Annotated in this window: 20 protein-coding genes; 9 read left to right on the forward strand and 11 right to left on the reverse strand. The window is 64.2% G+C overall.

The genetic code is table 11. The features are described from left to right. Positions 1-22 precede the first annotated feature (22 nt). The 3 genes from hutI to hutU are packed head-to-tail and all read left to right on the forward strand — an operon-like array spanning position 23 to position 4,474. Entirely contained in the window at positions 23-1,237 is a 1,215-nt protein-coding gene (gene hutI, locus I6F28_RS30540; protein WP_225127682.1) for an imidazolonepropionase, read from the forward strand. Continuing rightward, positions 1,234-2,793, forward strand: coding sequence for a histidine ammonia-lyase (gene hutH / locus I6F28_RS30545; protein WP_225127680.1), 1,560 nt, complete (start codon positions 1,234-1,236; stop codon positions 2,791-2,793). The genes hutI and hutH overlap by 4 nt, the downstream gene beginning before the upstream one ends. A gap of 10 nt (positions 2,794-2,803) precedes the next feature. After that, a complete protein-coding gene (hutU, locus tag I6F28_RS30550) occupies positions 2,804-4,474 on the forward strand; it encodes a urocanate hydratase (protein ID WP_225127678.1) in 1,671 nt (556 codons plus the stop codon). An 89-nt stretch (positions 4,475-4,563) separates the two neighbouring features. Here the strand turns inward: hutU and I6F28_RS30555 are convergent, their stop codons facing one another. Next, complete coding sequence (locus tag I6F28_RS30555) at positions 4,564-6,573, reverse strand: putative bifunctional diguanylate cyclase/phosphodiesterase (RefSeq protein WP_225142622.1); 2,010 nt, start codon at positions 6,571-6,573, stop codon at positions 4,564-4,566. A gap of 268 nt (positions 6,574-6,841) precedes the next feature. Further along, positions 6,842-7,975, reverse strand: coding sequence for a hypothetical protein (locus I6F28_RS30560; protein ID WP_225127676.1), 1,134 nt, complete (start codon positions 7,973-7,975; stop codon positions 6,842-6,844). 453 nt (positions 7,976-8,428) lie between these two features. On the opposite strand from I6F28_RS30560, the gene I6F28_RS30565 reads away from it, so the two are divergent. After that, positions 8,429-9,235, forward strand: coding sequence for an ABC transporter substrate-binding protein (locus tag I6F28_RS30565; protein WP_225127675.1), 807 nt, complete (start codon positions 8,429-8,431; stop codon positions 9,233-9,235). Here I6F28_RS30565 and I6F28_RS30570 read toward each other — a convergent pair. Continuing rightward, a complete protein-coding gene (locus tag I6F28_RS30570; RefSeq protein WP_036007971.1) occupies positions 9,209-9,907 on the reverse strand; it encodes an ABC transporter permease in 699 nt (232 codons plus the stop codon). The two genes, I6F28_RS30565 and I6F28_RS30570, sit on opposite strands and share 27 nt — an antisense overlap. A gap of 297 nt (positions 9,908-10,204) precedes the next feature. On the opposite strand from I6F28_RS30570, the gene I6F28_RS30575 reads away from it, so the two are divergent. The 4 genes from I6F28_RS30575 to I6F28_RS30590 all read left to right on the forward strand — a co-directional run bounded on the left by I6F28_RS30575 (position 10,205) and on the right by I6F28_RS30590 (position 14,404). Then, entirely contained in the window at positions 10,205-11,056 is an 852-nt protein-coding gene (locus tag I6F28_RS30575; protein WP_036007996.1) for a 3-hydroxybutyryl-CoA dehydrogenase, read from the forward strand. A 137-nt stretch (positions 11,057-11,193) separates the two neighbouring features. Further along, the gene (locus I6F28_RS30580; protein WP_036029348.1) at positions 11,194-11,658 is read left to right on the forward strand and encodes a group III truncated hemoglobin; all 465 of its coding nucleotides are present in this window, start codon (positions 11,194-11,196) and stop codon (positions 11,656-11,658) included. A gap of 237 nt (positions 11,659-11,895) precedes the next feature. Then, positions 11,896-12,549 carry a QcrA and Rieske domain-containing protein gene (locus I6F28_RS30585; protein WP_036007969.1) on the forward strand — a complete coding sequence of 218 codons (654 nt, stop codon included), beginning with the start codon at positions 11,896-11,898 and terminating at the stop codon, positions 12,547-12,549. A gap of 130 nt (positions 12,550-12,679) precedes the next feature. Further along, entirely contained in the window at positions 12,680-14,404 is a 1,725-nt protein-coding gene (locus tag I6F28_RS30590) for a methanol/ethanol family PQQ-dependent dehydrogenase (RefSeq protein WP_085972394.1), read from the forward strand. Positions 14,405-14,498: 94 nt separating this feature from the next. Here the strand turns inward: I6F28_RS30590 and I6F28_RS30595 are convergent, their stop codons facing one another. The 7 genes from I6F28_RS30595 to xoxF5 form a co-directional block, all read right to left on the reverse strand. Then, on the reverse strand, positions 14,499-14,756 hold the full coding sequence (locus tag I6F28_RS30595; protein ID WP_225127674.1) for a hypothetical protein: 258 nt from the start codon (positions 14,754-14,756) through the stop codon (positions 14,499-14,501). Between the two features lie 72 nt (positions 14,757-14,828). Then, positions 14,829-17,141, reverse strand: a complete 2,313-nt coding sequence (locus I6F28_RS30600; RefSeq protein ID WP_225127673.1) for a xanthine dehydrogenase family protein molybdopterin-binding subunit — start codon at positions 17,139-17,141, stop codon at positions 14,829-14,831. Position 17,142: 1 nt separating this feature from the next. After that, complete coding sequence (locus tag I6F28_RS30605) at positions 17,143-17,595, reverse strand: (2Fe-2S)-binding protein (protein WP_024342565.1); 453 nt, start codon at positions 17,593-17,595, stop codon at positions 17,143-17,145. Between the two features lie 648 nt (positions 17,596-18,243). Then, positions 18,244-18,807, reverse strand: coding sequence for an S-(hydroxymethyl)glutathione synthase (gene gfa, locus I6F28_RS30610; protein ID WP_036007953.1), 564 nt, complete (start codon positions 18,805-18,807; stop codon positions 18,244-18,246). A gap of 31 nt (positions 18,808-18,838) precedes the next feature. Next, positions 18,839-19,948, reverse strand: coding sequence for an S-(hydroxymethyl)glutathione dehydrogenase/class III alcohol dehydrogenase (locus I6F28_RS30615; protein WP_027574628.1), 1,110 nt, complete (start codon positions 19,946-19,948; stop codon positions 18,839-18,841). 60 nt (positions 19,949-20,008) lie between these two features. Further along, positions 20,009-20,500 (reverse strand): c-type cytochrome, methanol metabolism-related, encoded by a 492-nt coding sequence (locus I6F28_RS30620; protein WP_036007993.1) that lies wholly within the window; start codon positions 20,498-20,500, stop codon positions 20,009-20,011. A 113-nt stretch (positions 20,501-20,613) separates the two neighbouring features. Continuing rightward, positions 20,614-22,419, reverse strand: a complete 1,806-nt coding sequence (xoxF5, locus tag I6F28_RS30625; RefSeq protein ID WP_036007949.1) for a lanthanide-dependent methanol dehydrogenase XoxF5 — start codon at positions 22,417-22,419, stop codon at positions 20,614-20,616. A 514-nt stretch (positions 22,420-22,933) separates the two neighbouring features. On the opposite strand from xoxF5, the gene I6F28_RS30630 reads away from it, so the two are divergent. Further along, positions 22,934-23,902 carry a helix-turn-helix domain-containing protein gene (locus tag I6F28_RS30630; protein ID WP_025037738.1) on the forward strand — a complete coding sequence of 323 codons (969 nt, stop codon included), beginning with the start codon at positions 22,934-22,936 and terminating at the stop codon, positions 23,900-23,902. A gap of 55 nt (positions 23,903-23,957) precedes the next feature. On the opposite strand, the gene I6F28_RS30635 is transcribed toward I6F28_RS30630, so the two are convergent. Continuing rightward, positions 23,958-24,947 (reverse strand): Bug family tripartite tricarboxylate transporter substrate binding protein, encoded by a 990-nt coding sequence (locus tag I6F28_RS30635; RefSeq protein ID WP_036007944.1) that lies wholly within the window; start codon positions 24,945-24,947, stop codon positions 23,958-23,960. Positions 24,948-25,014 lie beyond the last annotated feature (67 nt).

Genomic DNA, 25,014 nt, shown 5'->3' on the forward strand with positions numbered 1-25,014 from the left:
CCCAGGGCGAAGGGATACCCGCATGGCAGAGCGCTTCGACCGGATCTGGCACAATGCCCGCCTCGCGACGATGCGGGTCGATCGTCCCGATCTTGGCGAGATCGAGCATGGTGTCATCGCCGCACGCGGCGGTCGCATCGCCTATGCGGGCGCGAAAGCGGATTTTCCCGCCGATGCAGACGCTATCGAGCGGATCGATTGCAAGGGGCGCTGGATCACGCCTGGTCTCGTCGACTGCCATACCCATCTGGTCTATGGCGGCAACCGCGCGCATGAATTCGAGCTGCGCCTGAAGGGGGCGAGCTACGAGGAGATCGCGCGCGCCGGCGGTGGCATCGTCTCGACCGTGGCGGCAACGCGCCAGGCGAGCGAAGCCGAGCTCGTCGCAGGCGCGCTGCCGCGGCTCGACGCGCTGACGGCTGAGGGCGCCACTACGGTCGAGATCAAGTCCGGCTACGGCCTCGACACAGAAACCGAGATGCGCCAGCTCGCGGCTGCGCGCAGCCTCGGCCGTGAGCGGCCTGTTACGATCCGCACGTCGTTCTTGGGTGCGCATGCGCTGCCGGTCGAGGCGGGTGGCGACAAGGATAGTTACATCGATCTCGTCTGCAAGGAGATGCTGCCGGCGGTCGCAAAAGCGGGCCTCGCCGATGCCGTCGATGCCTTCATGGAGGGCATCGCATTCTCCGCCGAGCAGACCGCGCGGGTGTTCGAAACGGCGAGGGGACTTGGACTGCCAGTCAAGCTCCATGCCGACCAGCTCTCGAATCTCGGCGGCGCCGCGCTTGCCGCGAAATTCTCGGCACTCTCGGCCGATCATCTCGAGCATACAGATGAAGCCGGTGCCGCCGCCATGGCGAGGGCCGGCACTGTCGCCGTGCTGCTGCCGGGCGCGTTCTACTTCATTCGCGAGACGCAGAAGCCGCCGGTCGAGACGTTCCGCAAGCACAACGTTCCCATGGCGCTGGCGACCGACTGCAATCCCGGCAGCTCGCCACTGACCTCGCTGCTGCTCGCGATGAACATGGGCGCGACATTGTTCCGGATGAATGTGGCCGAGTGCCTCGCCGGCGTCACCCGTGAAGGCGCGCGGGCGCTCGGCCTCCTGCATGAGACCGGCACACAGGATGCCGGCAAATGGTGCGACCTCGCGATCTGGGAGATCGAGCGGCCGGCCGAACTGGTCTACCGCATCGGCTTCAATCCGCTGCACAAGCGGGTATGGAGGGGGCAATGACGGAGCAGGAGACAGCGATCGTCGTCAAGCCGGGAACAGTGAGCCTCGACGATCTCGCGCGCGTGCTCGAAGGTGCTCCCGTCTTGCTCGATCCTTCGTTCTGGCCGCGTGTCGATGCGGCTGCGCTGATCGTTGCGCAGGCCGCGCAGGCCGACGTCCCCGTCTACGGCATCAACACCGGCTTCGGGAAGCTCGCGTCGAAGCGCATTCCGCCGGACCAGACCGCGCTGCTTCAGCGCAACCTGATCGTCTCGCATTGCTGCGGCGTCGGCCAGCCGACGCCGGAGCCCATCGTCCGCCTGATGATGGCGCTGAAGATCGTCTCGCTCGGCCGCGGCGCTTCCGGCGTGCGCCGCGCGGTGATCGAGCAGTTGCAGGACATGCTGGCCCGTGGCGTCTATCCGCTGGTGCCGCAGCAGGGCTCGGTCGGCGCCTCCGGCGATCTGGCACCGCTTGCGCATATGACGGCCGTGATGATCGGCCAAGGGCAGGCGATCATCGATGGCAAGACTGTATCCGGCAGCGAGGCACTTGCGGCCGCCGGCCTCACGCCGCTGACGCTTGGGCCCAAGGAAGGCCTCGCGCTGATCAACGGCACGCAATTCTCGACCGCCTACGCGCTATCGGGCGTGCTGCGTGCATATCGCCTCGCCCGCGCCGCACTGGTGACCGGTGCACTGTCGGTGGATGCGGCGATGGCCTCGACGGCACCGTTCCGCCCCGAAATCCAGGCGCTGCGCGGCCATGCCGGCCAGATCGCGGCGGCTGCGACGCTGAATGCGTTGCTCGACGGCAGCGACATCCGGCTGTCGCATCTCGAGGGCGATGAACGCGTGCAGGATCCCTATTGCCTGCGCTGCCAGCCACAGGTTGCGGGTGCCGCGCTCGATCTGATCACGCAGGCCGCGCGCACGCTGATCGTGGAGGCCAATGCCGTCACCGATAACCCGCTGGTGCTGGTCGAGACCGGGGAGATCGTCTCCGGCGGCAATTTCCACGCCGAGCCGGTGGCGTTTGCCGCAGATGCCATCGCGCTGGCGCTGTCGGAAATCGGCGCGATCAGCGAGCGGCGCATCGCGACGCTGGTCGATCCCGCGCTCAATTTCGGCCTGCCGCCGTTCCTCACCCCCGATCCCGGCATCAATTCCGGCTTCATGATCGCCGAGGTGACGGCGGCCGCACTCTATGCCGAGAACAAGCAGCGCGCGCTCGCCTGCTCGATCGACTCGACGCCGACCAGCGCCAACCAGGAAGACCATGTCTCGATGGCCGCGCATGCCGCGCGGCGCCTGTCCGACATGGCCGACAATCTCGCCGCCATCCTCGGCATCGAGCTTCTGGTCGCTGCCCAAGGCATCACGCTGCGCGCGCCGCATGCAACCAGTGCGCCGCTGGTCGCCGTCATTGCCGCGTTGCGTGAGCAGGTGCCCGCACTGGGTGCCGATCGCTACATGGCCGGCGATCTCGCCAAGGCCGCTGCATTGATCGAAGCCGATGCGCTTCCAGCTGCCGCGCTCGCCCAGCTTCCCACCGATCCGTTTCCGAGACTCGTCTGAAGAGGTCCGCATGAACCGCCGTCTGGACAATGACCGCACCATCCGCGCTCCCCGCGGCAGCGACATCAGCGCCAAGAGCTGGTCGACCGAAGCGCCGCTGCGCATGCTGATGAACAATCTCGATCCTGACGTCGCGGAGCGCCCGAGCGAGCTTGTCGTCTATGGCGGCATCGGCCGCGCCGCGCGCGACTGGGAGAGTTTTGACCGGATCGTTGCGGCCTTGCGCAAGCTCGAGGCCGACCAGACGCTGCTGGTGCAGTCCGGCAAGCCGGTCGGCGTGTTCCGCACCCATGCCGATGCACCGCGCGTGCTGATCGCGAATTCCAACATCGTGCCGCATTGGGCGACGCTCGATCATTTCAACGAGCTCGATCGCCAGGGCCTGATGATGTACGGCCAGATGACGGCGGGCTCCTGGATCTATATCGGCAGCCAGGGCATCGTGCAGGGCACCTATGAAACGTTCGTCGAGGTCGGTCGGCGTCATTACGGCGGCAGCCTCGCCGGTAAATGGATTCTCACGGCCGGCTTGGGAGGCATGGGCGGCGCGCAGCCGCTGGCGGCGACCATGGCCGGCGCTTCGATGCTTGCGGTCGAATGCCAGCCGAGCCGCATCGAGATGCGCCTGCGGACCGGCTATCTCGACCGGCAAGCCGCAACGCTTGATGAAGCGCTCGCGATCATGGCGGACGCCGCGAAGACGAACAAGGCGGTCTCGGTCGGCCTGCTCGGCAACGCCGCGGAGATCTTCCCTGAGCTGGTGCGCCGCGGCGTCAAGCCCGACATCGTCACCGACCAGACCAGCGCGCACGATCCCATCAACGGCTACTTGCCGAAGGGCTGGACGCTTGCCGAATGGGAAGCCAAGCGCGCGTCCGATCCGAAGGCAGTGGAGCGCGCCTCGAAGACGTCGATGGTCGAGCATGTCCAGGCCATGCTGGATTTCCATGCCCAGGGCATTCCGACGCTCGACTACGGCAACAACATCCGCCAGATGGCACAGGACATGGGCCTGAAGAACGCCTTCGATTTCCCCGGCTTCGTGCCCGCCTATATCCGCCCCCTGTTCTGTCGCGGCGTCGGGCCATTCCGCTGGGCCGCGCTGTCGGGCGATCCCGAGGACATCTTCAAGACCGATGTCAAGGTCAAGGAGCTGATGCCTGACGACAAGCATCTGCACAATTGGCTCGACATGGCAAAGGCGCGCATCAAATTCCAGGGCCTGCCGGCACGCATCTGCTGGGTCGGCCTCGGCGATCGCCATCGCCTCGGTCTTGCCTTCAACGAGATGGTGGCGCGTGGCGAATTGAAAGCGCCGATCGTGATCGGCCGCGATCATCTCGACAGCGGCTCGGTGGCGAGCCCCAACCGCGAGACCGAGGCGATGAAGGACGGATCGGATGCGGTGTCCGATTGGCCGCTGCTCAATGCGCTGCTCAATTGCGCCAGCGGAGCGACCTGGGTGTCGCTGCATCATGGCGGCGGCGTCGGCATCGGCTATTCGCAGCACGCGGGCATGGTGATCGTCGCCGACGGCACGCCCGAGGCTGCGAAGCGGATCGAGCGCGTGCTGTGGAACGATCCCGCCACCGGCGTCATGCGCCACGCCGATGCAGGCTACGACATCGCGATCGAGTGCGCGCGCGACAAGGGGCTCGATCTGCCGAGTCTGGCGGAGTAGACGAGGCTTTAGAGCATGATCCGGAAAAGTGCGTAGCGGTTTTCCGAAAAGATTATGCTCAAACAATAACCTAAAGTGCGCATCGCGCTTTAGGCCACGACCTTGGTCCCGGTGCCGTCGAGGCGCCGGCTCTCCTTCGCAAGATGGTCGCCAATCGCATCGGCCGGCATGGGCTTGGCGAAATAGTAACCCTGGATGAAGTCGCATCCCAGGCGGCGCAGGGTGTCGAGCTGAGCACGCGTCTCGACGCCCTCGACGACGCAGGCGATCTCCATGTCGTCGCAGAGACCGGTGAGCGATTTGATGATCTTGTGGCTGACGGGATTCTCGTTGATGTCGGAAACGAAGCTGCGGTCGACCTTGATCTTGTCGAGCGGCAGCCGGTGCACGTGGCTCAGCGACGAATAGCCGGTGCCGAAATCGTCCAGCGAAATGCCGCAGCCCATTGCCTTCAGCGTTGCGATCGATTGCTGTGCGCGGACGAAGTCGAAGGTGACGGCGGTCTCGGTGATCTCGAAATCGATCCGGCGCGGCGGCAGCCCGCTCTTCTCGATGATCGAGATCAGCGGCAGGATGCCCTCCGCCGCACAGACATCGTGGGCTGAGAGATTGAACGACAGGCGGATGTGATCGGGCCATGTCCTGGCGATGGCGAGCGCGCGCACGAGCAGCGCTTGCGTCAGCGGCCGGATCAGTCCGATGCGCTCGGCGGCCGGAATGAAATCGGCCGGGGAGACCAGGCCGAGGCGGGCGCTGCGCCAGCGCGCGAGAACCTCGAAGCCGGCGGTGTGCTCGCTCATGGCATCGACGATCGGCTGGAACACCAGGTCCATCTCGGTGCCGAAATCGGCGGTGCGCAGCAGATTCTCGATGACTCCGCGACTGCGGATCTCGGCCTCGAGCTCGCTCGAGAAGATCACGGTGCGGCCGCGCAGATGGCGCTTGGCATGATAGAGCGAATAGTCGGCACATTCATAGAGTGCTTCCGCGGTCGTTGCCGATTGGGGAAACGAGGCAAAGCCGATCGAGCAGGACAGCCCGGTATGGGCAGTGTCGAGCTGATAGGGAAGTCTGACCTGGTCACCGATGCGCTGGCCCAGCCGCAGCAGGTCCGCATCGTCGGGGTCGCCGCAAACGACCAGGCCGAACTCGTCGCCGCCTAATCGGGCGAATTCGACCCGTTGCGGACCAAAACTCTCGCAGACCTCGCGGATGCGCCGGCCGGCCTCGATCAGGACGCGGTCTCCCACCGAATGGCCGTAATTGTCGTTGATCGGCTTGAAACCGTCGAGATCGATGATGCCGACCGCGATCCGAACTTTCCTGCGTTCGGCATCGGTGAAGGCGCTCGACAGCTCGGCGAAGAAGCGGCGGCGGTTCGGCAGCTCGGTGAGTGAATCGAGATTGGCAAGGCGGAAGTTCTCGTCAGAGAGCGCCTGCGTCGCCGCCTGTTGCGAGAGCAGCGACTTGCGGCTGGCGACGAGATCGGCGAAGTCGCGATAGTAGATGAACAGCACCGTCACCATCGCGGCGGAAACCAGGAGGTTGTTGACCGCGATCGCCTTCAGCGTCGGCTCGCCCGTGGCGAAGAAGAACAGCACATAGGGCACGTCGACGATCAGCGTCACGATCAGCGCCGCCGAGCGCAGATGCATCAGCGAGAAGATGCAGCCGATCACGGTGACCGCCATGTAGAACGCGACCTGGCTCTTGGCGAAGGGATCGCCGTAGGGGTAGAGCGCGAAGGACCAGGCGGTGAAGCCGGCACCGATCGGCAGGGTCAGCCAGTTGGTGGCGCGCAGATTGCGCAGGATGTCGGCATCGCTGCGCACCAGCCGGCGCTGGCGCAGCCACCAGAAAGTCCGTAAGGCCGCGAGCACCGTCAGCACGGCCGGCACGATCATCGTCAGCCAGTCCGGCGCCACGTTCACATAGGTGTAGGCGACCGCAATCGTGTTGCTGATGAGGATGAAGTAGAGCAGCGGGATCTGCTTGGAGAAGGCGTCGAACTGCGCCCGCGTCAGGTCCGGATTGTCGGCGGGAACGCGAAACAATCGCATCGCGGCGGCAAGATGAGATTTCAAATCGGCAACAGGCATTGCAATACGAGCCCCAGATCCCCTGAAAAACGTGGGCAATCTTGCACGGCAGGGGTAAAGGGCCCGTTAGATCAATTCTGGCCCGGGCAGGCCAGCACTGGTTGCGCGCTGCCTTACGATTTTCCGATCGCGTGCATTGGTGAGGTCCCGTTAAGGATATCCGGCCGCAGCGTGCGCACGTCTCAGGCAGAGGTCGCCCGAAATCGCTGCAGCTACCGCCTGCTATCGCCCATGCGCGACATCAGCCTAGCACATGGCCACGGTCGGATCAGGCGAGGACGGCCTGGCGCTCGCGCGCCGGTTCGCGGACGCGCTCGCTGGTCCGCGGCTCGGCAAGCTGCGTGAAGCTCCGATGGCTCGCCTGAACCGGTGCCTCGACGATCACGCCCTCACAGACGATCTGTCCGCCGAGCATCCTGAATTCCAGCTTGTCGTAGCGCGGCATTGTCTCGCCGGGTGCCGGGGGCAGCAGCCCGATGCTTCCCTGGATGTTCAGCGCGGCTTCGCCGGTGCCGTGCAGCCGCGGATTCCACATCCTGATTCCGCTCTCCGCCCAGCGCTGCCGGATCAGCGCGGCGCGGTCGGCGGGCTCTGCGGCTCTCGCGCGAACTTTCGGTACGCGGCGGAGCTCGGAAGGGGGAGACGCGAGAGGCTGAACCGGCTCGATGGCGGTGACGCCGCTCAAGGAGTCGTTAGTTGCCGCAGCGAGCGGAACATCGTTTGTAGGGACTTGCGGGCTTTCGACAACGGGCGCCGGTTCGCTGTCGGCGCTGGCTTCAGAGGCATCAGTCGTGACGCTATCGGCCTCGGCGCGGAGAAGCTCGACTTCTTCGACAGCGACCGGATCGACGGCGGCGGAAACGTCGGGCGAGGAGGCTGCCTCGATGATGACATCAGGGACATCAGTCAAGGCGGTCGTGACGTCCGCTGACGAAATCACAACCTGCTCTATGACGGCGGAGTCGATCTCTGCAGGAATCTCAGCAGGCGATGCATCGTCGTCAACGATGGCGAGATCAGAGGCTGCAACTGGCCCGCTCTCCGCACCGACCGATGCAGTCAGCACCTCCTCGGAGACTGGCGGCGTCGCGGGCGCCTCGATTTCCGTCACGGTCTCCGGAGAGGCGTCCCCGCTGATACGGATTTCGTCGGACGGATTCTCCGCGACGACAGACACAGCCGCATCGTTCTCCGCGACCAGAGCCTTGGTGCCGGGGGCAGCGTCGTCGCGCACCGGGGCGGTGCTGATCTCGGCGCTTGGAGCTTGAGCCCGGACCTCGACGTCTTCGATGATGGCGGGCGAAGCGTCCGTGGCGGTCGGCGCGACCTCAATGTTGCCGCTGTGCGGCACAGGCCGGAGTCGGGAAAACGCCCAATTCACCGCAGGGATGCGGCGCAGCAACGATATCAGTCTCGAAAGCACTGGGAGTTGTCCAAGAGGTGCTCGGCGTGAGGCAATCGCTGATTCGTCAGCAATATGAAAACCTGCCCCGGCCGTCACATCCGTGTCAATGTAGGGTGGACCAATTGCAGAACATCCGCGCATCCAGTGCGCATCCGCCCGAGTTACGCAACCCGCACAGCAGCCGATGATGCAATAATACCCCTGTTTTGCCCGACGCCGCAAGCGTGTCTTCGGCAACACCGAAATGCTCAAGCCTTTCAACCCCATCGCTACTGTGCATGGGGTTGTTTTTTCACTTCTTGTTTTGCAGGCGTGCCTAGCGCGCGCCGGCGCGCTTTTTCTGCGAGGTGCACCGCCCGCATCAACTCTCGTTGCGATCCGAAGCTTGGGGTTCCCGCCATCCTCGCGAGCCGCTATTCAGAGCCGTCATTGTCTGGCCGAGGTCGTCGCATGAGGAAGCTTGTCACCATCGCGGTTCTGCTCTGGTCCACCATCGCATCCGCACAGGATCGCACCATCACCGTGGCTTCAACCACCTCGACGGAACAGTCGGGGCTGTTCGGTCATCTGCTGCCGCTGTTCTCTAAGGCCGAAGGCATCGGCGTGAAGGTCGTCGCCGTCGGCACCGGCCAGGCGCTGGACATCGGGCGGCGCGGCGATGCCGACGTGGTGTTCGTCCATGACAGGCCCGCCGAGGACAGGTTCATGTCCGAAGGGCAGGGCGTGAAGCGCTTCGACGTCATGTACAACGACTTCGTCCTCATCGGCCCCAAAAGCGATCCGGCGCAGATCTCGGGCAGCAAGGACGTGGCCGAGGCGCTGCGCAAGATTGCGACCGCAAAGGCGCCGTTCATCTCGCGCGGCGACAAGTCCGGCACGCATGCGGCCGAGCTGAGACTATGGAAGGAGGCTGGCGTCGACCTCAGTGCCGGCAAGGACATTTGGTATCGGGAGATCGGCCAAGGCATGGGCCCGGCGCTGAACATGGCCTCGTCGTCGAACGCCTACCTCCTGTCAGACCGCGGCACCTGGCTGTCGTTCAAGAACCGTGGCGAACTCGCCATCTTGACCGAGGGTGACAAGCGGCTCTTCAACCAGTACGGCGTCATGCTGGTCAATCCTGCAAAGCATCCGAACGTGAAGGCAAAGGAGGGACAGGCCTTCGTCGACTGGCTGGTTTCGCCGCAAGGGCAGCAAGCGATCGCCGGGTACAAGGTCGGCGGCGAGCAGCTATTTTTCCCCAACGCGCCCAACTAGGACGAAGGCGACGGTCGAGACCGCGACGCTGAGAGCGAGCAGGATCAGCCCGAGTCCGAGCGCCAGCGGCAGCTCGCCTTTGCTGGTTTCCAGCGCGATCGCCGTCGTCATCGTGCGGGTGAAGCCACGGATGTTGCCACCGACGATGATGATGGCACCGACTTCCGCAATGGCGCGCCCGAACGCGGCGAGAAAGGCCGTCAGCAACGAGGTCCGGCCGAGCGCGAACAGCAGGGCCATGCTGCGCAGGGCCGACAGCCCGTCGATCCGCGCCAGGTCGCCATACTCCGCCCACAACAGGCTTGCCGGCCGGTGCACCAGCGCCACCACGATCGGCGTCGCCAGTAGCGTCTGCGCGATCACCATGGCGGCCGGCGTGAACAACAAGCCCGCCGCCCCGAACGGGCCGGACCGCGACAGCAGAAGATAGAGCGCGAGCCCGACCACGACCGGCGGAAGCCCGAGCAGGGCATTGGTCAGAATGATGATGATTTGGCGTCCCCGGAAGCGGGTGATCGCAAGCAGGGCTCCAAAGGGGGCGCCGATCAGGAGCGCCAGGATGCTGGCGGTCAGGCTGACCCGCAACGACAGGGCGACGATGCCCAATAGCTCGGTGTCGGCGTCGCCGATCAGCGCAAAGGCGGCACCGATGGATCGTGCGAAATCGTTCATCCGGTCTCGGGCAAGCCCCTGTTCCGCGGTAGCCCCGCGCCGCCCTTCTCGCTGCTGCCGCTGCCATAATCAAGGGGCCAGGGGGTGGGCAGCCCCGCCGGAGCCGTTGGAGAAGGGCTCAGGATGATCGGTCAACGAGGCACCTGGCCGGCCCCGCGGGCGGCTTTCTTCCGGCCTCGGATGCGCTAAGGAACAGGATCGGGTCGCGCCGGCCCAATGGCGGTGCTAGACCCTAATGCAGGAACAATGGAGCCGGGCTGCGACTGGCGCGCCCGCAAGGATGAAGGATGTGACGCAATGATCCAGACCGTTGGCATCATCGGGGCAGGGACCATGGGGAACGGCATCGCGCAGGTCTGCGCGGCCGCCGGCCTCTCGGTCGTAATGGTCGATATTTCCGATGCGGCGGTGAACCGCGGCCTTTCGACCGTCGGCGGAAGCCTCGAGCGGCTGGTCAAAAAAGAGAAGATGTCGGCGGCCGACCGCGAGGCGACGCTCAAGCGCATCACCGGCACCACGGACCGGGCGAAGCTGTCGGATTGCGACCTCGTCATCGAGGCCGCGACCGAGAACGAGGAGCTCAAGGTCAAGATCCTGAAGGATCTCTGCGCCACCCTGTCGCCGCGCACGCTGGTCGCGACCAACACCTCCTCGATCTCGATCACCAAGCTCGCCGCCGCGACCGACCGTCCCGACCGCTTCATCGGCATGCACTTCTTCAACCCGGTGCCGGTGATGGCGCTGCTCGAGCTCATCCGCGGCCTGCAGACCTCGGACGACACCCATGCCAAGGCGCTGGATTTCGCCAAGCGCGTCGGCAAAGTGGCGATCACGGCCAAGAACAGCCCGGGCTTCGCCGTCAACCGCATCCTCTGTCCGATGATCAACGAGGCGATCTTCGCGCTCCAGGAGGGCATCGCGACGGCGGAAGAGATCGACGCGGGCATGAAGCTCGGCTGCAACCATCCGATCGGGCCGCTCGCACTTGCCGATCTCGTCGGGCTCGACACCATGCTTTCGGTGATGGAGGTCTTTTACAAGGGCTTCAACGATCCTAAATATCGGCCAGCGCCGCTGCTGAAAGAGATGGTCGATGCCGGCCATCTCGGCCGCAAGACCGGGCAGGGCTTCTACACTTATTCCGCCTGACGAAGGCATTGGCGGCGGGCGCCCAGCGTCCGCCGCCACATCCCGCAATTTGCGCTGCGACAAAGACGCCGCGTGCGATAGGCCCGACAATGTCGAACGGGCGGCCTGCGGGGATAACTGAACGGATAGCAAAGGACATGTCGGATCGACTGAAGGCCGAGCGGGAAGCTGCGGCCGCGCGCCGGAGCCTGTTGACCCAGGATGCGATCGAGCGAACCGGGATCACCGAGGAGATGATTGGAGAACTCGTCACCCGCTTCTACGGACGCGTGCGCGAGGACGCGCTGTTGGGGCCCGTCTTCGGCGTCGTGCAGAATTGGGACGAGCATCTCGCCAAGCTCAGGGATTTCTGGTCGTCGGTCGTGCTGATGAGCGGCCGCTATCATGGCTCACCGATGCGGGCACACCTGCCGCTCAGCCTGGCCGGCGGCCATTTCGATCGCTGGCTCGACCTGTTCGAGCAGACCGCGCGCGAGGTCTGCCCGCCGGCGGCGGCTGCACTCTTCATCGACAAGGCGCGTCGTATCGCCGACAGCTTTGAGATGGCCTCGGCAACACTTGCGGGCCGCATCGCTTCGCCGCGTCACGTGCTCAGGTCGTGAAGGACACGATGCCTGCGTGGGATTCCGCATCGCATCGTGGCGTCGCAGCAATTCCTCCATCATCGGATCTGATCTGCGAAATCATCATGCCATTCGCGCAACGCCATGTAGAAATCGCGAAAACGCGCTTGAACGCATTTACTCCGACGCAATCAGCGCGAGCAAAGCCATATTGATGCACTGCGGCGCCAAGTCTTCGCCTTGTTTTCGGCAGAGTTCCAGCGCCTGCTAGCGGGCATGGCTCGCGCATCGTTCGATACCCATTCATCATCTTCCGAAAATGCTACGGAACCCGACGTCGAAGCGGGCACCGAACAGACACGGCGATCCCTGCTGCTCGGTGCGATGGCCACGACGGCGTGTCTCGGCTGTTCAACCAGGGCCCGCGCAGGTGAGGATCCGCCCGGCTCGGATGAGCGGCCGCAGAAAGGCGATCTGCTCGTCTTCTCCGAAGGTGACCAGGAGGGAAAGCTCATCACTGCGGCTGATCTACGGGTCGGTGGACCGCCGATCCATGCCTGGCCGAAGGACCCCACCACATCGGTGGTGCGCAGCGCCTCGCGGCTCAACGAAATCCTGATCATCAAGCTCGATCCCGCCGACCTCGACGAGAAGACCCGCGCGCGCGCCGTCGACGGCATCATCGCCTATTCGGCGATCTGCTCGCATGCCGGCTGTCCCGTCACCGCCTGGGTGAAGAGCGATGTCGGCGACAAGGAGGTTTTCAAGTGCATGTGCCACAACTCCGAATTCGATCCCCGCGCGGGCGCGCAGGTCGTGTTCGGGCCGGCGCCGCGGCGGCTAGCAGCGCTGCCGCTGGCGCTCGCTGACGGTTCGCTCAGCGTCGCCGGCAATTTCATGGGAAAGGTAGGTGGCACACAGCCAGGATGATGGACGGTTGCGGGCTGGGCCCGCCTCACGACTAGCCGCCACCGCCGAAGGGCGGAAGACGGGACGAACGACAAGAAATCACAAAAAGAATTCAAGCGGATGAAAAAGGGGAACGTCCATGAAAACTTCCATGATCAGGAAGCAATGGTTACTGTCCGGCTTGGTCGCCTTCACGTGTCTTGCCTCAACCGCCGCTCTATCGGGGCCGATCGAGAGTTATTCTCCGGTCACCGCGCAGCGGCTGGAAAACCCCGAGCCCCACAACTGGATGCTTTACCGGCGCACCTATGACGGGCACGGCTATAGCCCGCTCGATCAGATCAACACCTCCAACGTGAAGAACCTCACACCGGTCTGGACCTTTTCCACTGGCGTGGTCGAAGGCCATCAGGCCCCGCCGATCGTCAACAATGGCGTGATGTTCGTGACGACCCCAATGGGCCAGGTGATCGCGCTGAATGCGAAGACCGGCGACGAATACTGGCGCTACAAGCGGCAGCTTCCTGACGATCTGTTCCAGCTGCATCCGACCAACCGCGGCGTTGGTCTGTGGGAGGACAAGCTCTACCTCGCCACCACGGACGACCACGTGGTCGCGCTCGATGCCAAGACCGGCAAGGTGCTGTGGGACACGAAGGTGCAGGACTACAGGAAGGGGCAGTACCTCACCCTGATGCCCTTGATCGTCGACGGTAAGGTCATTGTCGGCGGCTCCGGCGGCGAGTTCGGCGTGCGTGGCTATATCGTTGCTTATGATGCCAAGGAGGGAAAAGAGTTGTGGCGGACCTACACCATCCCCGGTGAAGGCGAGCCCGGTCATGACACCTGGCAAGGCGACGACTGGAAAAACGGCGGCGGGTCGGCCTGGATGACAGGCAATTACGACAAGGAGACCAGGACGATCTATTGGGGTGTCGGCAATGCCGCGCCATGGCCCGGCGACTCGCATCCCGGCGACAATCTCTACACAGCATCGGTGCTCGCGCTCGATCCCGACACTGGCAAGATCAAGGCCTATCACCAATACCACCAGAACGATTCCTGGGATTGGGATGAGGTCGACGCGCCGATGCTGATCGATTTGCAACGCAACGGCCGCACCATCAAGAGCTTGGTCCATCCCGGCCGCGACGCGATCTTCTGGGTGCTGGAGCGGACTCCGACCAAGATCAATTACGTCGCCGGATGGCCGTTCGTCTTCACTGACGTCTGGAAGGGCATCGACGAGACCGGCAAGCCGATCGTGGATCCAGCGCACAAGCCGGTGATCGGCAAGCGCGTCGAGTTCTGTCCCTCGCTGTGGGGCGGCAAGGATTGGCCATCGGCGGCCTACAGCCAGAGGACCGGCCTCGTCTACGTGCCTGCCAACGAGAATTTCTGCGGCGGCTTTACCGGCGAGAAAGTGCCACTCAAGCCGGGCGAGCTCTGGCTCGGCACCAAGCCGGAAGACATCGGCCTGAAGGTAAAGCCGGGTGCGGATCATTTTGGCGAGCTGCAGGCCTGGGATCCCGCAACCGGAAAGAAGGTCTGGCAGCACAACTTCCCCAAGTCGCATCTGTTCGGATCGGTCACGGCGACTGCGGGCGATCTCGTCTTCGTCGGCGGGACCAACGACCGCTATTTCCGCGCCTTCCACGCCAAGACGGGCGAACTGTTGTGGGAGCAGAAGACCAACTCCGGCATCGTCGGCATGCCGGTGTCATATGAGATCGACGGCACGCAATACATCGCGATCCAGTCGGGCTGGGGCGTCGACGCGCAGCGCATCCAGGATGCACTCGTGACCAACAATATCGGCATTGAAGCCAACGTGCCGCAGGGCGGCGTCGTCTGGGTCTTCGCGCTGAAGAAATAGCTCCGCGGGCGGATCGAAAGAAGCGGAGCAGCGGGGGGTGGCGAATGCGGCGGATGGCAACATCCGCCGCATTTGTTTGCGCAGCGCCAGATAGCTACTTCCCCTCGCGCTCGACCTTATCCTTCTCCTTCTGGTTCATCTCGCGAATCTTGGGATCCGGATTGTGCTGCCCGGTGGTCTGGTTGGTGGTGGCGGGCGGGGCATTGGCGTTCGGCAGCGAAGTCTGGTCGGGGCCGGTGGGGCGCGTCGCGGTGGTCGGCGGCGTCGTGTTGCTCTGGGCGAATGCGCCCGCGGCGGTCAAAAGAAAGGCGCCCGACAGCGAGACTGCGAGCGCACTTGAGATGTTGGTCATCGATCTGCTCCTGTCAGATCGATGGAAACGGCGCGAGGCGGCTTGTGTTCCGCCTCGCACTTCGGTTCCGTCTCACGCCTCCAATTGCTTGCCGATCGGAAGCGCGCGGATGCGTTTTCCCGTCGCTGCGAAGATCGCGTTGATCAGGGCTGGCGCGAACGGAGGAACGCCGGGCTCGCCGACGCCGCTCGGCGGCGTGTCGGGTCCGGGCGGCACGATGTAAACATTGGTCACCACAGGCGAGTCGTCCATCCTGACGACCTGGAAGTCGTCAAAATTCTTCTGCTGCACCTTGCCGTCCTTGAAGGTGATCTCGCCGTATTTGGCGAGACTGAGCCCCATGATCGCCGCGCCCTCGATCTGCGAAGCGATGCGCTCGGGGTTGACATAGGTGCCGCAATCGATCGCCGTGTCGACCCGCGGCACCGTCAGCTTGCCTTTGTCGTCGACGGCGACCTCGACGATGGTCGCGATGTAGCTGACGAAGCTGCGGTGCACGGCGATGCCGAGACCGTGGCCCTTCGGCACCTTTCGTCCCCATTCGCCCTTCTCGGCGACCAGCTCGACCACCTTGCGCAGGCGCGCGGTGTCGATCGGGTAGCTGTCCTGGGGCTCGCCGTAATTCCAGAGGTCCTTCACGTTGGGCTTGACGATGCGAGGCGAGCCGATCAGCTCGAGCAGCATGTCTTTCTGGTCGCGGCCCGTTGCCTGCGCGATCTCGCCGACCATCGACTGGACGGCGAAGGCGCGCGGGATGTTCGAGACCGCGCGGAACCAGCCGATGCGGGTGAACGCCGCGGCTTGCGGGTTCTCACACGAGATGTTCGCGATCTCGAACGGCATATCGACCAGGCCCATGCCGATCTCGAACGGCGCCTGATGCACCGTGCCGGCGGCAAAGGTCGAGGCGATGCTGGGAGCCACGCTGCGGTGGCGCCAGGCGATCACCTTGCCGCTCTTGTCGAGGCCGGCCTCGATCCGCTCGACCGAGACGGTGTGCAGGAAGCCGTTGTGGATGTCGTCCTCCCGCGTCCACTGCACCTTCACCGGCGCGCCGAGCTCCTTCGAGAGCAGCGCGGCTTCGAGCGCAAAGTCGCATTTCGACTTGCGTCCGAACCCGCCGCCGAGCAGCGTCACGTTGACCGTGACGTTGGCCTCGGGAATGCCGAGCGTCTTGGCGACGTCCTCGCGGGTGCCGCCGGGGCTCTGCACCGGCGCCCAGATCTCGGCCTTGTCGCCCTTGACGTCCGCGACCGCCACCGGCGTCTCCATGGCGACATGGGCGAGATGCGGAAGGTAGTATTCGCCGACGATCACCTTGTCGGCGCTCTTCAGGGCAGCGTCCGCATCGCCCTCCTTGCGCAGCACGAGCCCCGGCTTGCGCGAGGCCTCCTCGAGCTCCTTGCGGTAGGCGACGGAGTCGTATTTGCCGTTGGGACCGTCGTCCCAGGTCAGCTTCAGCGCGTCGCGGCCCTTGATCGCCGCGCCCGTGTTGCGCGCGATCACCGCGACGCCGCCGAGCGGCTGGAATTTCGAGGGCCACGGCCAGCCGCGCACCTGCATCACCTTCTCGACACCGGGGACCTTCAGCGCCTCCGCCGGCTCGAACTTGACCAGCTTGCCGCCGGTCACCGGCGGACGGGCGATCACGGCATATTTCATGCCGGGCAGCCGCACGTCGGCGCCGTAGTTCGCCTTGCCGGTGGTGATGTCGTGGAGATCGACGATGCCGATCTGGCCCTTGCCGAGATAACGGAAGTTCTTGGGGTCCTTCAGCTTGAGGCCCTCGATGCTGGGCACCGATTCCTTGGCGGCGTCGGCAGCGAGCTCGCCGAAGCCGAGCTTGCGCCCGCTGGCGCTGTGCACGACCTCGTGGTTGACCGCCTTGACCTCGGTCGCCGGCACGCCCCAGCGCTTGGCCGCGGCCTGCTCCAGCATGGTGCGGGCCGAAGCGCCGATCTGGCGCATCGGGATCAGATAATGCCGCGTGCTGCGCGAGCCGTCGGTGTCCTGGTTGCCGAACTTGACCTCGTCGCCATGGGCTTGCTGCACCTTGACCCTGGACCAGTCGGCCTCCATCTCCTCGGCCACGATCAGCGGCAGGCTGGTGCGCACGCCGGTGCCCATTTCCGAACGATGCCCGACGATGGTGACGATGCCATCCGCGCCTACCGAAACGAACACGCGCGGATCGACCACGACGCCATGCGGCATCTTGCCGGCGCCGGTCTCATAGGCGAGCGCCTGGCGCGACATCACGGGGGCGGCGAGCACGAAGCCGCCGGTGACGCCGAGCCCCTTCAGGATGCTGCGGCGCGACACCTTCTCGACCTTGATGTGCTTTTCGAAGCCGCGAAGCTTGCGGGGATTGTCGATGAAGTTCATGTCACACTCCCGTCGATGCGAGATGGACGGCATTCTCGATGCGCTGATAGCAGCCGCAACGGCAGATGTTGCCGGACATCGCCTCGCGGATCTGGTCGTGCGAGGGTTTGGGATTCTCCATCAGAAGCGCCGCGGCCTGCATGATCTGGCCGGCCTGGCAGAAGCCGCATTGGGGCACGTTGACCTGGCGCCACGCCTTCTGCACCGGGTGATCGCCGTTCGGATGCAGGCCTTCGATCGTGGTGACCTCGCGTCCGGCGACGTCGTTGACGGACGTGATGCAGGCGCGCACCGCTTGCTTGTCGACGATGACCGTGCAGGAGCCGCACAGGGCCTGGCCGCAGCCGTATTTGGTGCCGGTGAGACCGGCCTCGTCACGCAGGAACCAGAGTAGCGGGAGATCCGGGTCACCGTCCCAGCTCTGTTCCTGGCCGTTGATCTTCACCTTGATCATGATCGTGCCTCGCTCTTCATAAGCATGCCAAATTCAAAGTCCGCCGACGCCGGTCGGCGACCGCTCGTGCGTCGTCTCGCCACATCCCGCCGTAGTCCCGCGCGAGCAAATCCCGGAGGGAGGCAGGAACGCAGGTAGCGATGTCTGGATGTGCTCGATACCTCCCGTTTTCTTCTTAATTGATTGTACGTCGTGCGGCATCGTGACGGCGCGACCCTAGCAGAGATCGCGCCGACCCGGCGTTCACAGCCGAGTGTTCTCACCGGGAAAAGATTGCATCGACGGTTTGTCAAAAGCAGGGCGCGTCATCCGCCACGTTGCGCATCAAATGGGCGCAACGAAAAAAGCTTCGTCCGCCGGCTGCACCGAACGGACGAAGCAGTAGGCCTCAGTCGAGGGAGGGAGAACGCAGAGCACCGCGAACTTCAAGCAGGAAGCGGACGGTCCTGCGCAGTCATTCAGAGACCAGGACTGAGGAGCCGATGGTCCTCACCCACGCGTGGTGCAGAAGCGGCGGCATCGCGCCGCGGTGGTCCCGGCAGCGGGGACCCGTGAGGCTCGCTGGCGGCAACGAACGCCAGCGAGCTCCAGATGGTGTAGCCAAGATCCGGCGGCCGGCCAGTTCAGGCGGGCGTCCAGGCAGTCTTCCTAAGCGGCTTTGGCCTTCGCGACATGGGTCGCGATCGCGTCCATCAGGGGCGGGGACAGGCAGTCATAGGGCTCGAGGCCGATCTCCTTCAGCCGCGAACGGATGCCGGCCATCTGCTCGGGCTTCACACCCGATTCGATCACGGAGGAAACGAAGGCGGCGAATTGCGGCGCCTGCGAGCCCTGCTCCTGGAACAGTTCGGGATGGATGAAGTCGAGGCCGTAGAACGGATGGTTCTTGTTCTCGATCCGGCCGTACATGTGCGTGCCGCAGGCCTTGCAGGCGTAACGCTGGATCACCGCGGAGGGGTCGACGATCTGGAGCTTGTCGCCGTTCTCGAGCACGGTGACGTTCTGGCGCGGCACGACGGCGACGACGGAGAAGGTCGCGCCCTGCGGCTTCCAGCACTTGGTGCAGCCGCAGGCGTGATTGTGGGCGACGTCGCCCTTGATGCCGACCTTCACCGGATGGTCGCTGCATTTGCAGGCCAGCGTGCCGCCGGCGAAGCTGCCGCTGCCTTGCTTGATGCCGTTGTCAATCGAGGGATGGAGTGCAACAGTCATGGTCGATCCTCCTTGGTGTGACGTTTTCGAGCTAGAACACGACGACTGAACGGATGGATTTGCCCTCGTGCATGAGGTCAAAGCCCTTGTTGATTTCCTCGAGCTTGAGCACGTGGGTGATCATCGGATCGATCTGGATCTTTCCGTTCATGTACCAGTCGACGATCTTCGGCACGTCGGTGCGCCCGCGCGCGCCGCCGAAGGCCGTGCCGCGCCAGTTGCGGCCGGTGACGAGCTGGAACGGGCGGGTGGCGATCTCCTTGCCGGCCTCGGCGACGCCGATGATGATCGAGGTGCCCCAGCCGCGATGGCAGGCCTCCAGTGCCTGGCGCATCACGGTGGTGTTGCCGGTGCAGTCGAAGGTGTAGTCGGCGCCGCCGTCGGTGAGGCCGACGAGGTGCTGAACGATGTCGCCGGTGATCTTCTTCGGGTTGACGAAGTCGGTCATGCCGAACCTGCGACCCCATTCCTCCTTGGAATCGTTGATGTCGACGCCGATGATCTTGTCGGCGCCGGCCATCTTGGCACCCTGGATGACGTTGAGGCCGATGCCGCCGAGGCCGAACACGACCACGTTGGAGCCCGGCGTCACCTTGGCGGTGTTGACGACGGCGCCGACGCCGGTGGTGACGCCGCAGCCGATGTAGCAGCTCTTGTCGAACGGCGCGTCCTCGCGGATCTTGGCGACCGCGATCTCGGGCAGCACGGTGAAGTTCGAGAAGGTCGAGCAACCCATGTAGTGGTAGATCGGCTTGCCCTTGTAGGAGAAACGGCTGGTGCCGTCGGGCATCACGCCCTTGCCCTGCGTCGCGCGGATCGCGGTGCAGAGATTGGTTTTCTGGCTGAGGCAGCTTTTGCACTGCCGGCATTCCGGCGTGTAGAGTGGGATGACGTGATCGCCCGGTTTCACCGAGGTCACGCCGGGGCCGATCTCGCGGATGATGCCGGCTCCCTCATGTCCCAGGATCGACGGGAAGATTCCCTCGCTGTCGAAGCCGTCGAGCGTGTAGGCGTCGGTATGGCAGATGCCCGTCGCCTTGATCTCGACCAGGACTTCGCCGGCCTTCGGGCCTTCCAGATCGACCTCGACGATCTCGAGCGGCTTCTTGGCTTCGAAAGCAACGGCGGCACGTGTCTTCATCGGTAGCTCCTCAAATTCTCATCAGGCGCCAAGAAGTAGTCCTGGCAGCCCTCGTAACGTTCATTTCTTGCCCATGCAGGCGTCTTCAGCCTGGGTATAGGCCTCCGTCTTCTCCTCCTTTTTCGCAGGACGCTGCCGGCCCAAGGCGTCGGTGGAGCGCGCGCGGAGATAGACGTAGAGATCGTCCATGTAGCAGGCGACGTTCGGGTTGTCGCCGAAGGCCGGCATGACGTTCTCCTGCGCGGCCGAGATGTTCTTGCGGCCGGAGGCGACCACGCCGAGGAAGTCGCCGTAGCTCATCGACTTCACGGAATCCCTCAGCGCCGGCGCGTATGTCGATCCCATGCCGTCGGGGCCGTGACACACGTGACAGTCCGAATGATAGCGGCGGTATCCGGAATAGGTGAACCAGTCCACGGTGCCGTCGGCCGAAATCTTGTAGGTCGGGTTTCCGTCCTTATCGAGCCACTTTCCGTCGTCTTCCTTCTTCACGGCGGTCGGGTCGCCCGGACCCTCTGCGACCGCGCTTCCTCCGGACACAACGAAGATCATCATCACAGCAATGACAGAGCAGATTTGACGCAAGAGATTGTTCCTCGGTCGGCATTCGGTGGAGACGAGCCGGCGCGTGGAGCGATCCACGCGCCGGAGCGATGCTGACGGGTTTAGTTCGGCAGCGAGAACACGGTCAGGGTACCGCCGAGCGCCGTGTAGTTGCTGAGGGCCGCGTAGCCGCCGACCGCACCGAGGCCTGCGGTCGGGTCGGTCAGGCCTGCCGCCAGTCCGATGCCGGCCCAGCCGCCCACGCCGGAGAGAATGGCAATGTATTGCTTGCCATTGTTCTCATAGGTGGTGACGTTGCCGATGATGCCCGAGGGAGTCTTGAACTTGTAGAGCTCCTTGCCGGTCTTGGCGTCGACCGCCTTCAGGTAGCCTTCGAGCGTGCCGTAGAACACCACGCCCCCGGCGGTTGCGAGCGCACCCGACCAGACCGAGAACTGCTCCTTGTTCGACCAGACGATCTTGCCGGTCTTGTTGTCCCAGGCGATGAAGTTGCCCATGTGGCTTTCGCCCTGCGGCGGATACATCGAGAGCGTCGCACCCACATAGGGCTGACCCGCGGTGTAGCTCACCTTGAACGGCTCATAGTCCATGCAGACGTGGTTGGTCGGAACGTAGAACAGCTGCGTGTCCGGCGAGTAGGCTGCCGGCTGCTGGTCCTTGGTGCCGAGCGCGGCCGGGCAGATGCCCTTTGTGTTCTTGTCCTCTCCGCCGTGCTCGGTCGAGTATTGTGCGACGACCTTGGGACGGCCGTAGGTCGGCGAGTTCTTGTCCATGTCGACGCCGCTGGTCCAGTTCACCTTCGGGTCGTACTTCTCGGCGACCAGCAGTTCGCCGCTCTCGCGGTCCATCGTGTAGGCGAGGCCGTTGCGGTCGAAGTGCGTCAGCAGCTTGCGGTTCTGACCGTTGATCTGCTGATCGCTGAGGATCATTTCGTTGACGCCGTCATAGTCCCATTCGTCGTGGGGCGTCATCTGGTAGACCCACTTCGCCATGCCGGTGTCGGCATCGCGGGCGAAGATCGCCATCGACCATTTGTTGTCGCCGGGACGCTGCTTCGGGTTCCAGGTCGAGGGATTGCCCGACCCGTAATAGACAAGGTTCAGAGCGGGATCGTAGGAGAGCCAGCCCCAGGTGCAGCCGCCGCCGATTTTCCACTGATCGCCCTGCCAGGACTTCAGCGAAGAGTCCGGGCCGACCGGCTTGCCGAGCGAGGTCGTCTTCGCCGGATCGACCTTGATCTGATCGTCCGGGCCCGTGGAATAGGCGCGCCAGACCTGCTTGCCGGATTTGAGGTCGTATGCGGTGACATGGCACTGCACGCCGAACTCGCCGCCGGAGATGCCGACCAGGACCTTGTCCTTGACGACCAGCGCGGCCGACGTGCCGGTCTCGCCCTTCGCGGGATTGCCGTTGGTCGCCGACCAGGCCACCTGGCCGGTCTTGGCGTCGAGCGCGACGAGGTTGGTGTCGGCCTGATGCAGGATGATCTTGCCGTCGCCATAGGACAGGCCGCGGTTGACGGTGTCGCAGCACATAACGGGGATGACGTTGGGATCCTGCTTCGGCTCGTATTTCCAAACGATCTTGTTCTCTTGCGAAAGGTCAATGGCGTAGACCTTGTTCGGGAACGGCGTATGGACGTACATCATGTTGCCGATGATCAGCGGGCCGCCTTCGTGGCCACGCAGTACGCCGGTCGAGAAGGTCCAGGCAACTTGGAGTTTCCCGACATTCTGTGCGTTGATCTGGTTTAGCTTCGAATAGCGGGTATTGGCGTAGTCGCCCGCCGGCATCACCCAGTCTTTCGGGTTTTGCGACATCTTGATCAGCTCGTCATTTGCTGAAGCGCTGCCGACGGCGAGAGCCGCCGCCGAACCAAGACAGGTCGCCAGAAGCACCTTGCGCATAGTCATTCCTCCGTTGGTCTCGTTTATTATTTCCGAAGCATTGCTCAATCGCCGGGCTTCTCGTCCGGCGTCTGCTCGTGCAGGGCGGTCACGATGGGGACCAGAAACGATGCTGTGCTGTTTCCTCCTCCTGATGAGAGCCACGGGTCCACGTGCAGGAGCGGCCCGTTCTTGTTGTTCCTGCCGCAATCCCTAACGGCTTCGCCATCGGGAAACTTGCCCAAGAGCGAAGGCGGTTTGCTCGACAGCGCACGGAGGTGAAGATTTTGATTTTGCAGTAGCGAATTCAGCGGCTTCGGTGCGCCCTCGAGGCCGGCCTCGGCGCTCAGGTTCCCCTTGACGGCGCTGCAACTAAGGCGGAGGATTAAGTTTCAAGAGTGGCAATGGAACGATGGCGCTCGTTGCAAGAGACCGCTCAAATGCGAGGTAAACGTCACGCAATCACGGCTGAGGGCTCCGGCAGCGCTGGTTGCGATTCGCGCCGAACCTCCGGATCAAATCAGTGGCTGGATTAATGTCCGACACCATTCACACGCTCTCGACGACCGGAATGACGCCGAAGCGGCAGATCCAGAGCTGGATCGACGGGCTCACGAGCCTGTGCGGGCATTTCGACGTCGATCCGCTGGAAGCGTCCTCGCTCGAAGGTCGCATCGATTACACCACGGTCTCGCGCCTGAAGCTCTGCCAGATCGAGGTCAGCCAGCATCGCATCGCGCACACGCTGGCGCGCGCCAAGGCCAATGAACACCCGTACATAAAAATCCACTTCCAGACCTACGGCGTGTCTTATTTCGAACAAGAAGGCCGTCACATCGAGATCAATCCGGGCGACATCATCGCCTATGACGTCTCCTGTCCACATTCGATCATCAGTCCCGCCTTTACCCGTCACGACGTGGTGATCGTGCCGAAGGCGCTGCTGCGCGACCGCGGATTCCCGTCGCAGCGGATGCCGGCGTGCAAATTGACGGCGAAGACGGGGACCGGGCGGATCGCCCACGATTTCGTCCATGCCACCTTCGACGAGGCGGCAAAGCTGTCGGCCAACAGCGCGGTCGGCGTCGCCGATTCGCTGATCGACCTGTTGCTGCTGCCGCTGCGCGAAGCCGACACGATGTTCGATCGTGTCGGGCCCGAAGCGATGTATGTGCGCGCGCAGTTCTTCATCCGGGAGCACTTGCGCGACCCGGATCTGTGCATCGACCAGATCTCGGCCGAGCTCGGTTGCTCCAAGCGCTATCTGCACATGCTGTTCTCGGAGCGCGGCACCACAGTGAGCGACTACATCTGGCAGGCGCGGTTGCAGAACTGCCGCCAGGAGCTCGAGGCCCACGCCGGCAAGACCATCACCGACGTCGCCTTCTCCTGGGGGTTCTCCAGCTCATCGCATTTCAGCCGGGTGTTCCGGAAATACTTCGGCGTGGTGCCGTCCTCGATCCACAAGGCACAGCAGGGCGCTGCGAGCTCGGGCGAGCATTAGACGCGGTTTTTCCAGAAGCGGCGAGGCCGTCCTTCCGATGCGCCCAACTTTCTGATCAGGCCGGCTCGAGGCCCAACGACTTCGCGCTCTCGATCCAGATCGGCAGCTCGCGCTGGTACAGCGCATTAGTCTCCTTGAAGCCGATTGCGGGCTCGAGCACGAAAGTCGAGAGAACCTCCTTCACTTTCGGATCGGTGTTGGCGGCGACGCAGAGCTCGGCCAGGCGGTCGACGACGGCTTGCGGCGTCGCCTTGGGCACGGCCCAGCCGGTAAATCCGCTCACGGTGAAGAATTTCGACGTCGCGCCCTGCTCGGGAAGGGTCTTGATCGCGGGGATCGCATCGACCTTCTTCGAATGCACGGCGAACACCGTGCCGCGGTCGCTTTGCAGGACCGACTGCGCGGCCGTGTAGCTGCCCATCGCGGCATCGAGGGTGCCTTCCAGCATTCCCGTCCACATCGGCGCCTCGCCGCGATAATGCACCGGCTCGATGTTGAGACCATACTGCTTGTTGAGCTCGTTGACGGTCATGTGCGGGGCCGAGCCCGCGCTGTAGGTGCCGAAATTCACCTTGCCGCTCTTGCGCGCGAAGGCGACGAAATCCTCCAGCGTCTTGACCCCGGTTTTCGGGTTCGCGACCAGCAACAGGCCCGCGCCGGGAATGACGCTGACGAGCGTCAGATCCTTGTCCATGTCGTAGCCGGGATTTTTCATCACCACCCGGTTCATGATGTAGGTGGTCGAGATCGAGCACAGGATGGTGTGGCCGTCGGGCTCGGCGCGGGCGACTTCCGCCGTCCCGATCGCGCCGGAGGCGCCGGGCTTGTTCTCGATGACGACGGTCTTGCCGACCTGCTTGGAGATGAACTCGCCATAGGCGCGCGCGAGCAGGTCGGTCTGGCCGCCGGCGGGATAGCTGCAGATCATGCGAATTTGCCGCGCCGGCCAGCCGCCCTGCGCCGATGCGCCGCGCGCGACGAACGGCATCGCCAGTGCACTGGTACCGGCGGCGATGAAGTGGCGGCGATCGAGCTTGGCGGACATGATTCTCTCCCTGATTTTTGCCGAACCTACTGCATCAGGCCGTCGCTGCCATGGGCCGCAGGCGAGA

Source organism: Bradyrhizobium sp. NBAIM14 (genome assembly GCF_020193895.1).
Lineage (GTDB): Bacteria > Pseudomonadota > Alphaproteobacteria > Rhizobiales > Xanthobacteraceae > Bradyrhizobium > Bradyrhizobium yuanmingense.

Bases quoted from the DNA above. Each gene is read 5' to 3' on its own strand.
- I6F28_RS30555 (WP_225142622.1), bottom strand. From the start codon at position 6,573: ATGCCTGTTGCCGATTTGAAATCTCATCTTGCCGCCGCGATGCGATTG.
- hutH (WP_225127680.1), top strand. From the start codon at position 1,234: ATGACGGAGCAGGAGACAGCGATCGTCGTCAAGCCGGGAACAGTGAGC.
- hutI (WP_225127682.1), top strand. From the start codon at position 23: ATGGCAGAGCGCTTCGACCGGATCTGGCACAATGCCCGCCTCGCGACG.
- I6F28_RS30615 (WP_027574628.1), bottom strand. From the start codon at position 19,948: ATGAAGACACGTGCCGCCGTTGCTTTCGAAGCCAAGAAGCCGCTCGAG.
- gfa (WP_036007953.1), bottom strand. From the start codon at position 18,807: ATGACTGTTGCACTCCATCCCTCGATTGACAACGGCATCAAGCAAGGC.
- I6F28_RS30575 (WP_036007996.1), top strand. From the start codon at position 10,205: ATGATCCAGACCGTTGGCATCATCGGGGCAGGGACCATGGGGAACGGC.
- xoxF5 (WP_036007949.1), bottom strand. From the start codon at position 22,419: ATGCGCAAGGTGCTTCTGGCGACCTGTCTTGGTTCGGCGGCGGCTCTC.
- I6F28_RS30590 (WP_085972394.1), top strand. From the start codon at position 12,680: ATGATCAGGAAGCAATGGTTACTGTCCGGCTTGGTCGCCTTCACGTGT.
- I6F28_RS30585 (WP_036007969.1), top strand. From the start codon at position 11,896: ATGGCTCGCGCATCGTTCGATACCCATTCATCATCTTCCGAAAATGCT.
- I6F28_RS30605 (WP_024342565.1), bottom strand. From the start codon at position 17,595: ATGATCAAGGTGAAGATCAACGGCCAGGAACAGAGCTGGGACGGTGAC.
- I6F28_RS30635 (WP_036007944.1), bottom strand. From the start codon at position 24,947: ATGTCCGCCAAGCTCGATCGCCGCCACTTCATCGCCGCCGGTACCAGT.
- I6F28_RS30565 (WP_225127675.1), top strand. From the start codon at position 8,429: ATGAGGAAGCTTGTCACCATCGCGGTTCTGCTCTGGTCCACCATCGCA.
- I6F28_RS30600 (WP_225127673.1), bottom strand. From the start codon at position 17,141: ATGAACTTCATCGACAATCCCCGCAAGCTTCGCGGCTTCGAAAAGCAC.
- I6F28_RS30620 (WP_036007993.1), bottom strand. From the start codon at position 20,500: ATGATCTTCGTTGTGTCCGGAGGAAGCGCGGTCGCAGAGGGTCCGGGC.
- I6F28_RS30580 (WP_036029348.1), top strand. From the start codon at position 11,194: ATGTCGGATCGACTGAAGGCCGAGCGGGAAGCTGCGGCCGCGCGCCGG.
- I6F28_RS30595 (WP_225127674.1), bottom strand. From the start codon at position 14,756: ATGACCAACATCTCAAGTGCGCTCGCAGTCTCGCTGTCGGGCGCCTTT.
- I6F28_RS30570 (WP_036007971.1), bottom strand. From the start codon at position 9,907: ATGAACGATTTCGCACGATCCATCGGTGCCGCCTTTGCGCTGATCGGC.
- hutU (WP_225127678.1), top strand. From the start codon at position 2,804: ATGAACCGCCGTCTGGACAATGACCGCACCATCCGCGCTCCCCGCGGC.
- I6F28_RS30630 (WP_025037738.1), top strand. From the start codon at position 22,934: ATGTCCGACACCATTCACACGCTCTCGACGACCGGAATGACGCCGAAG.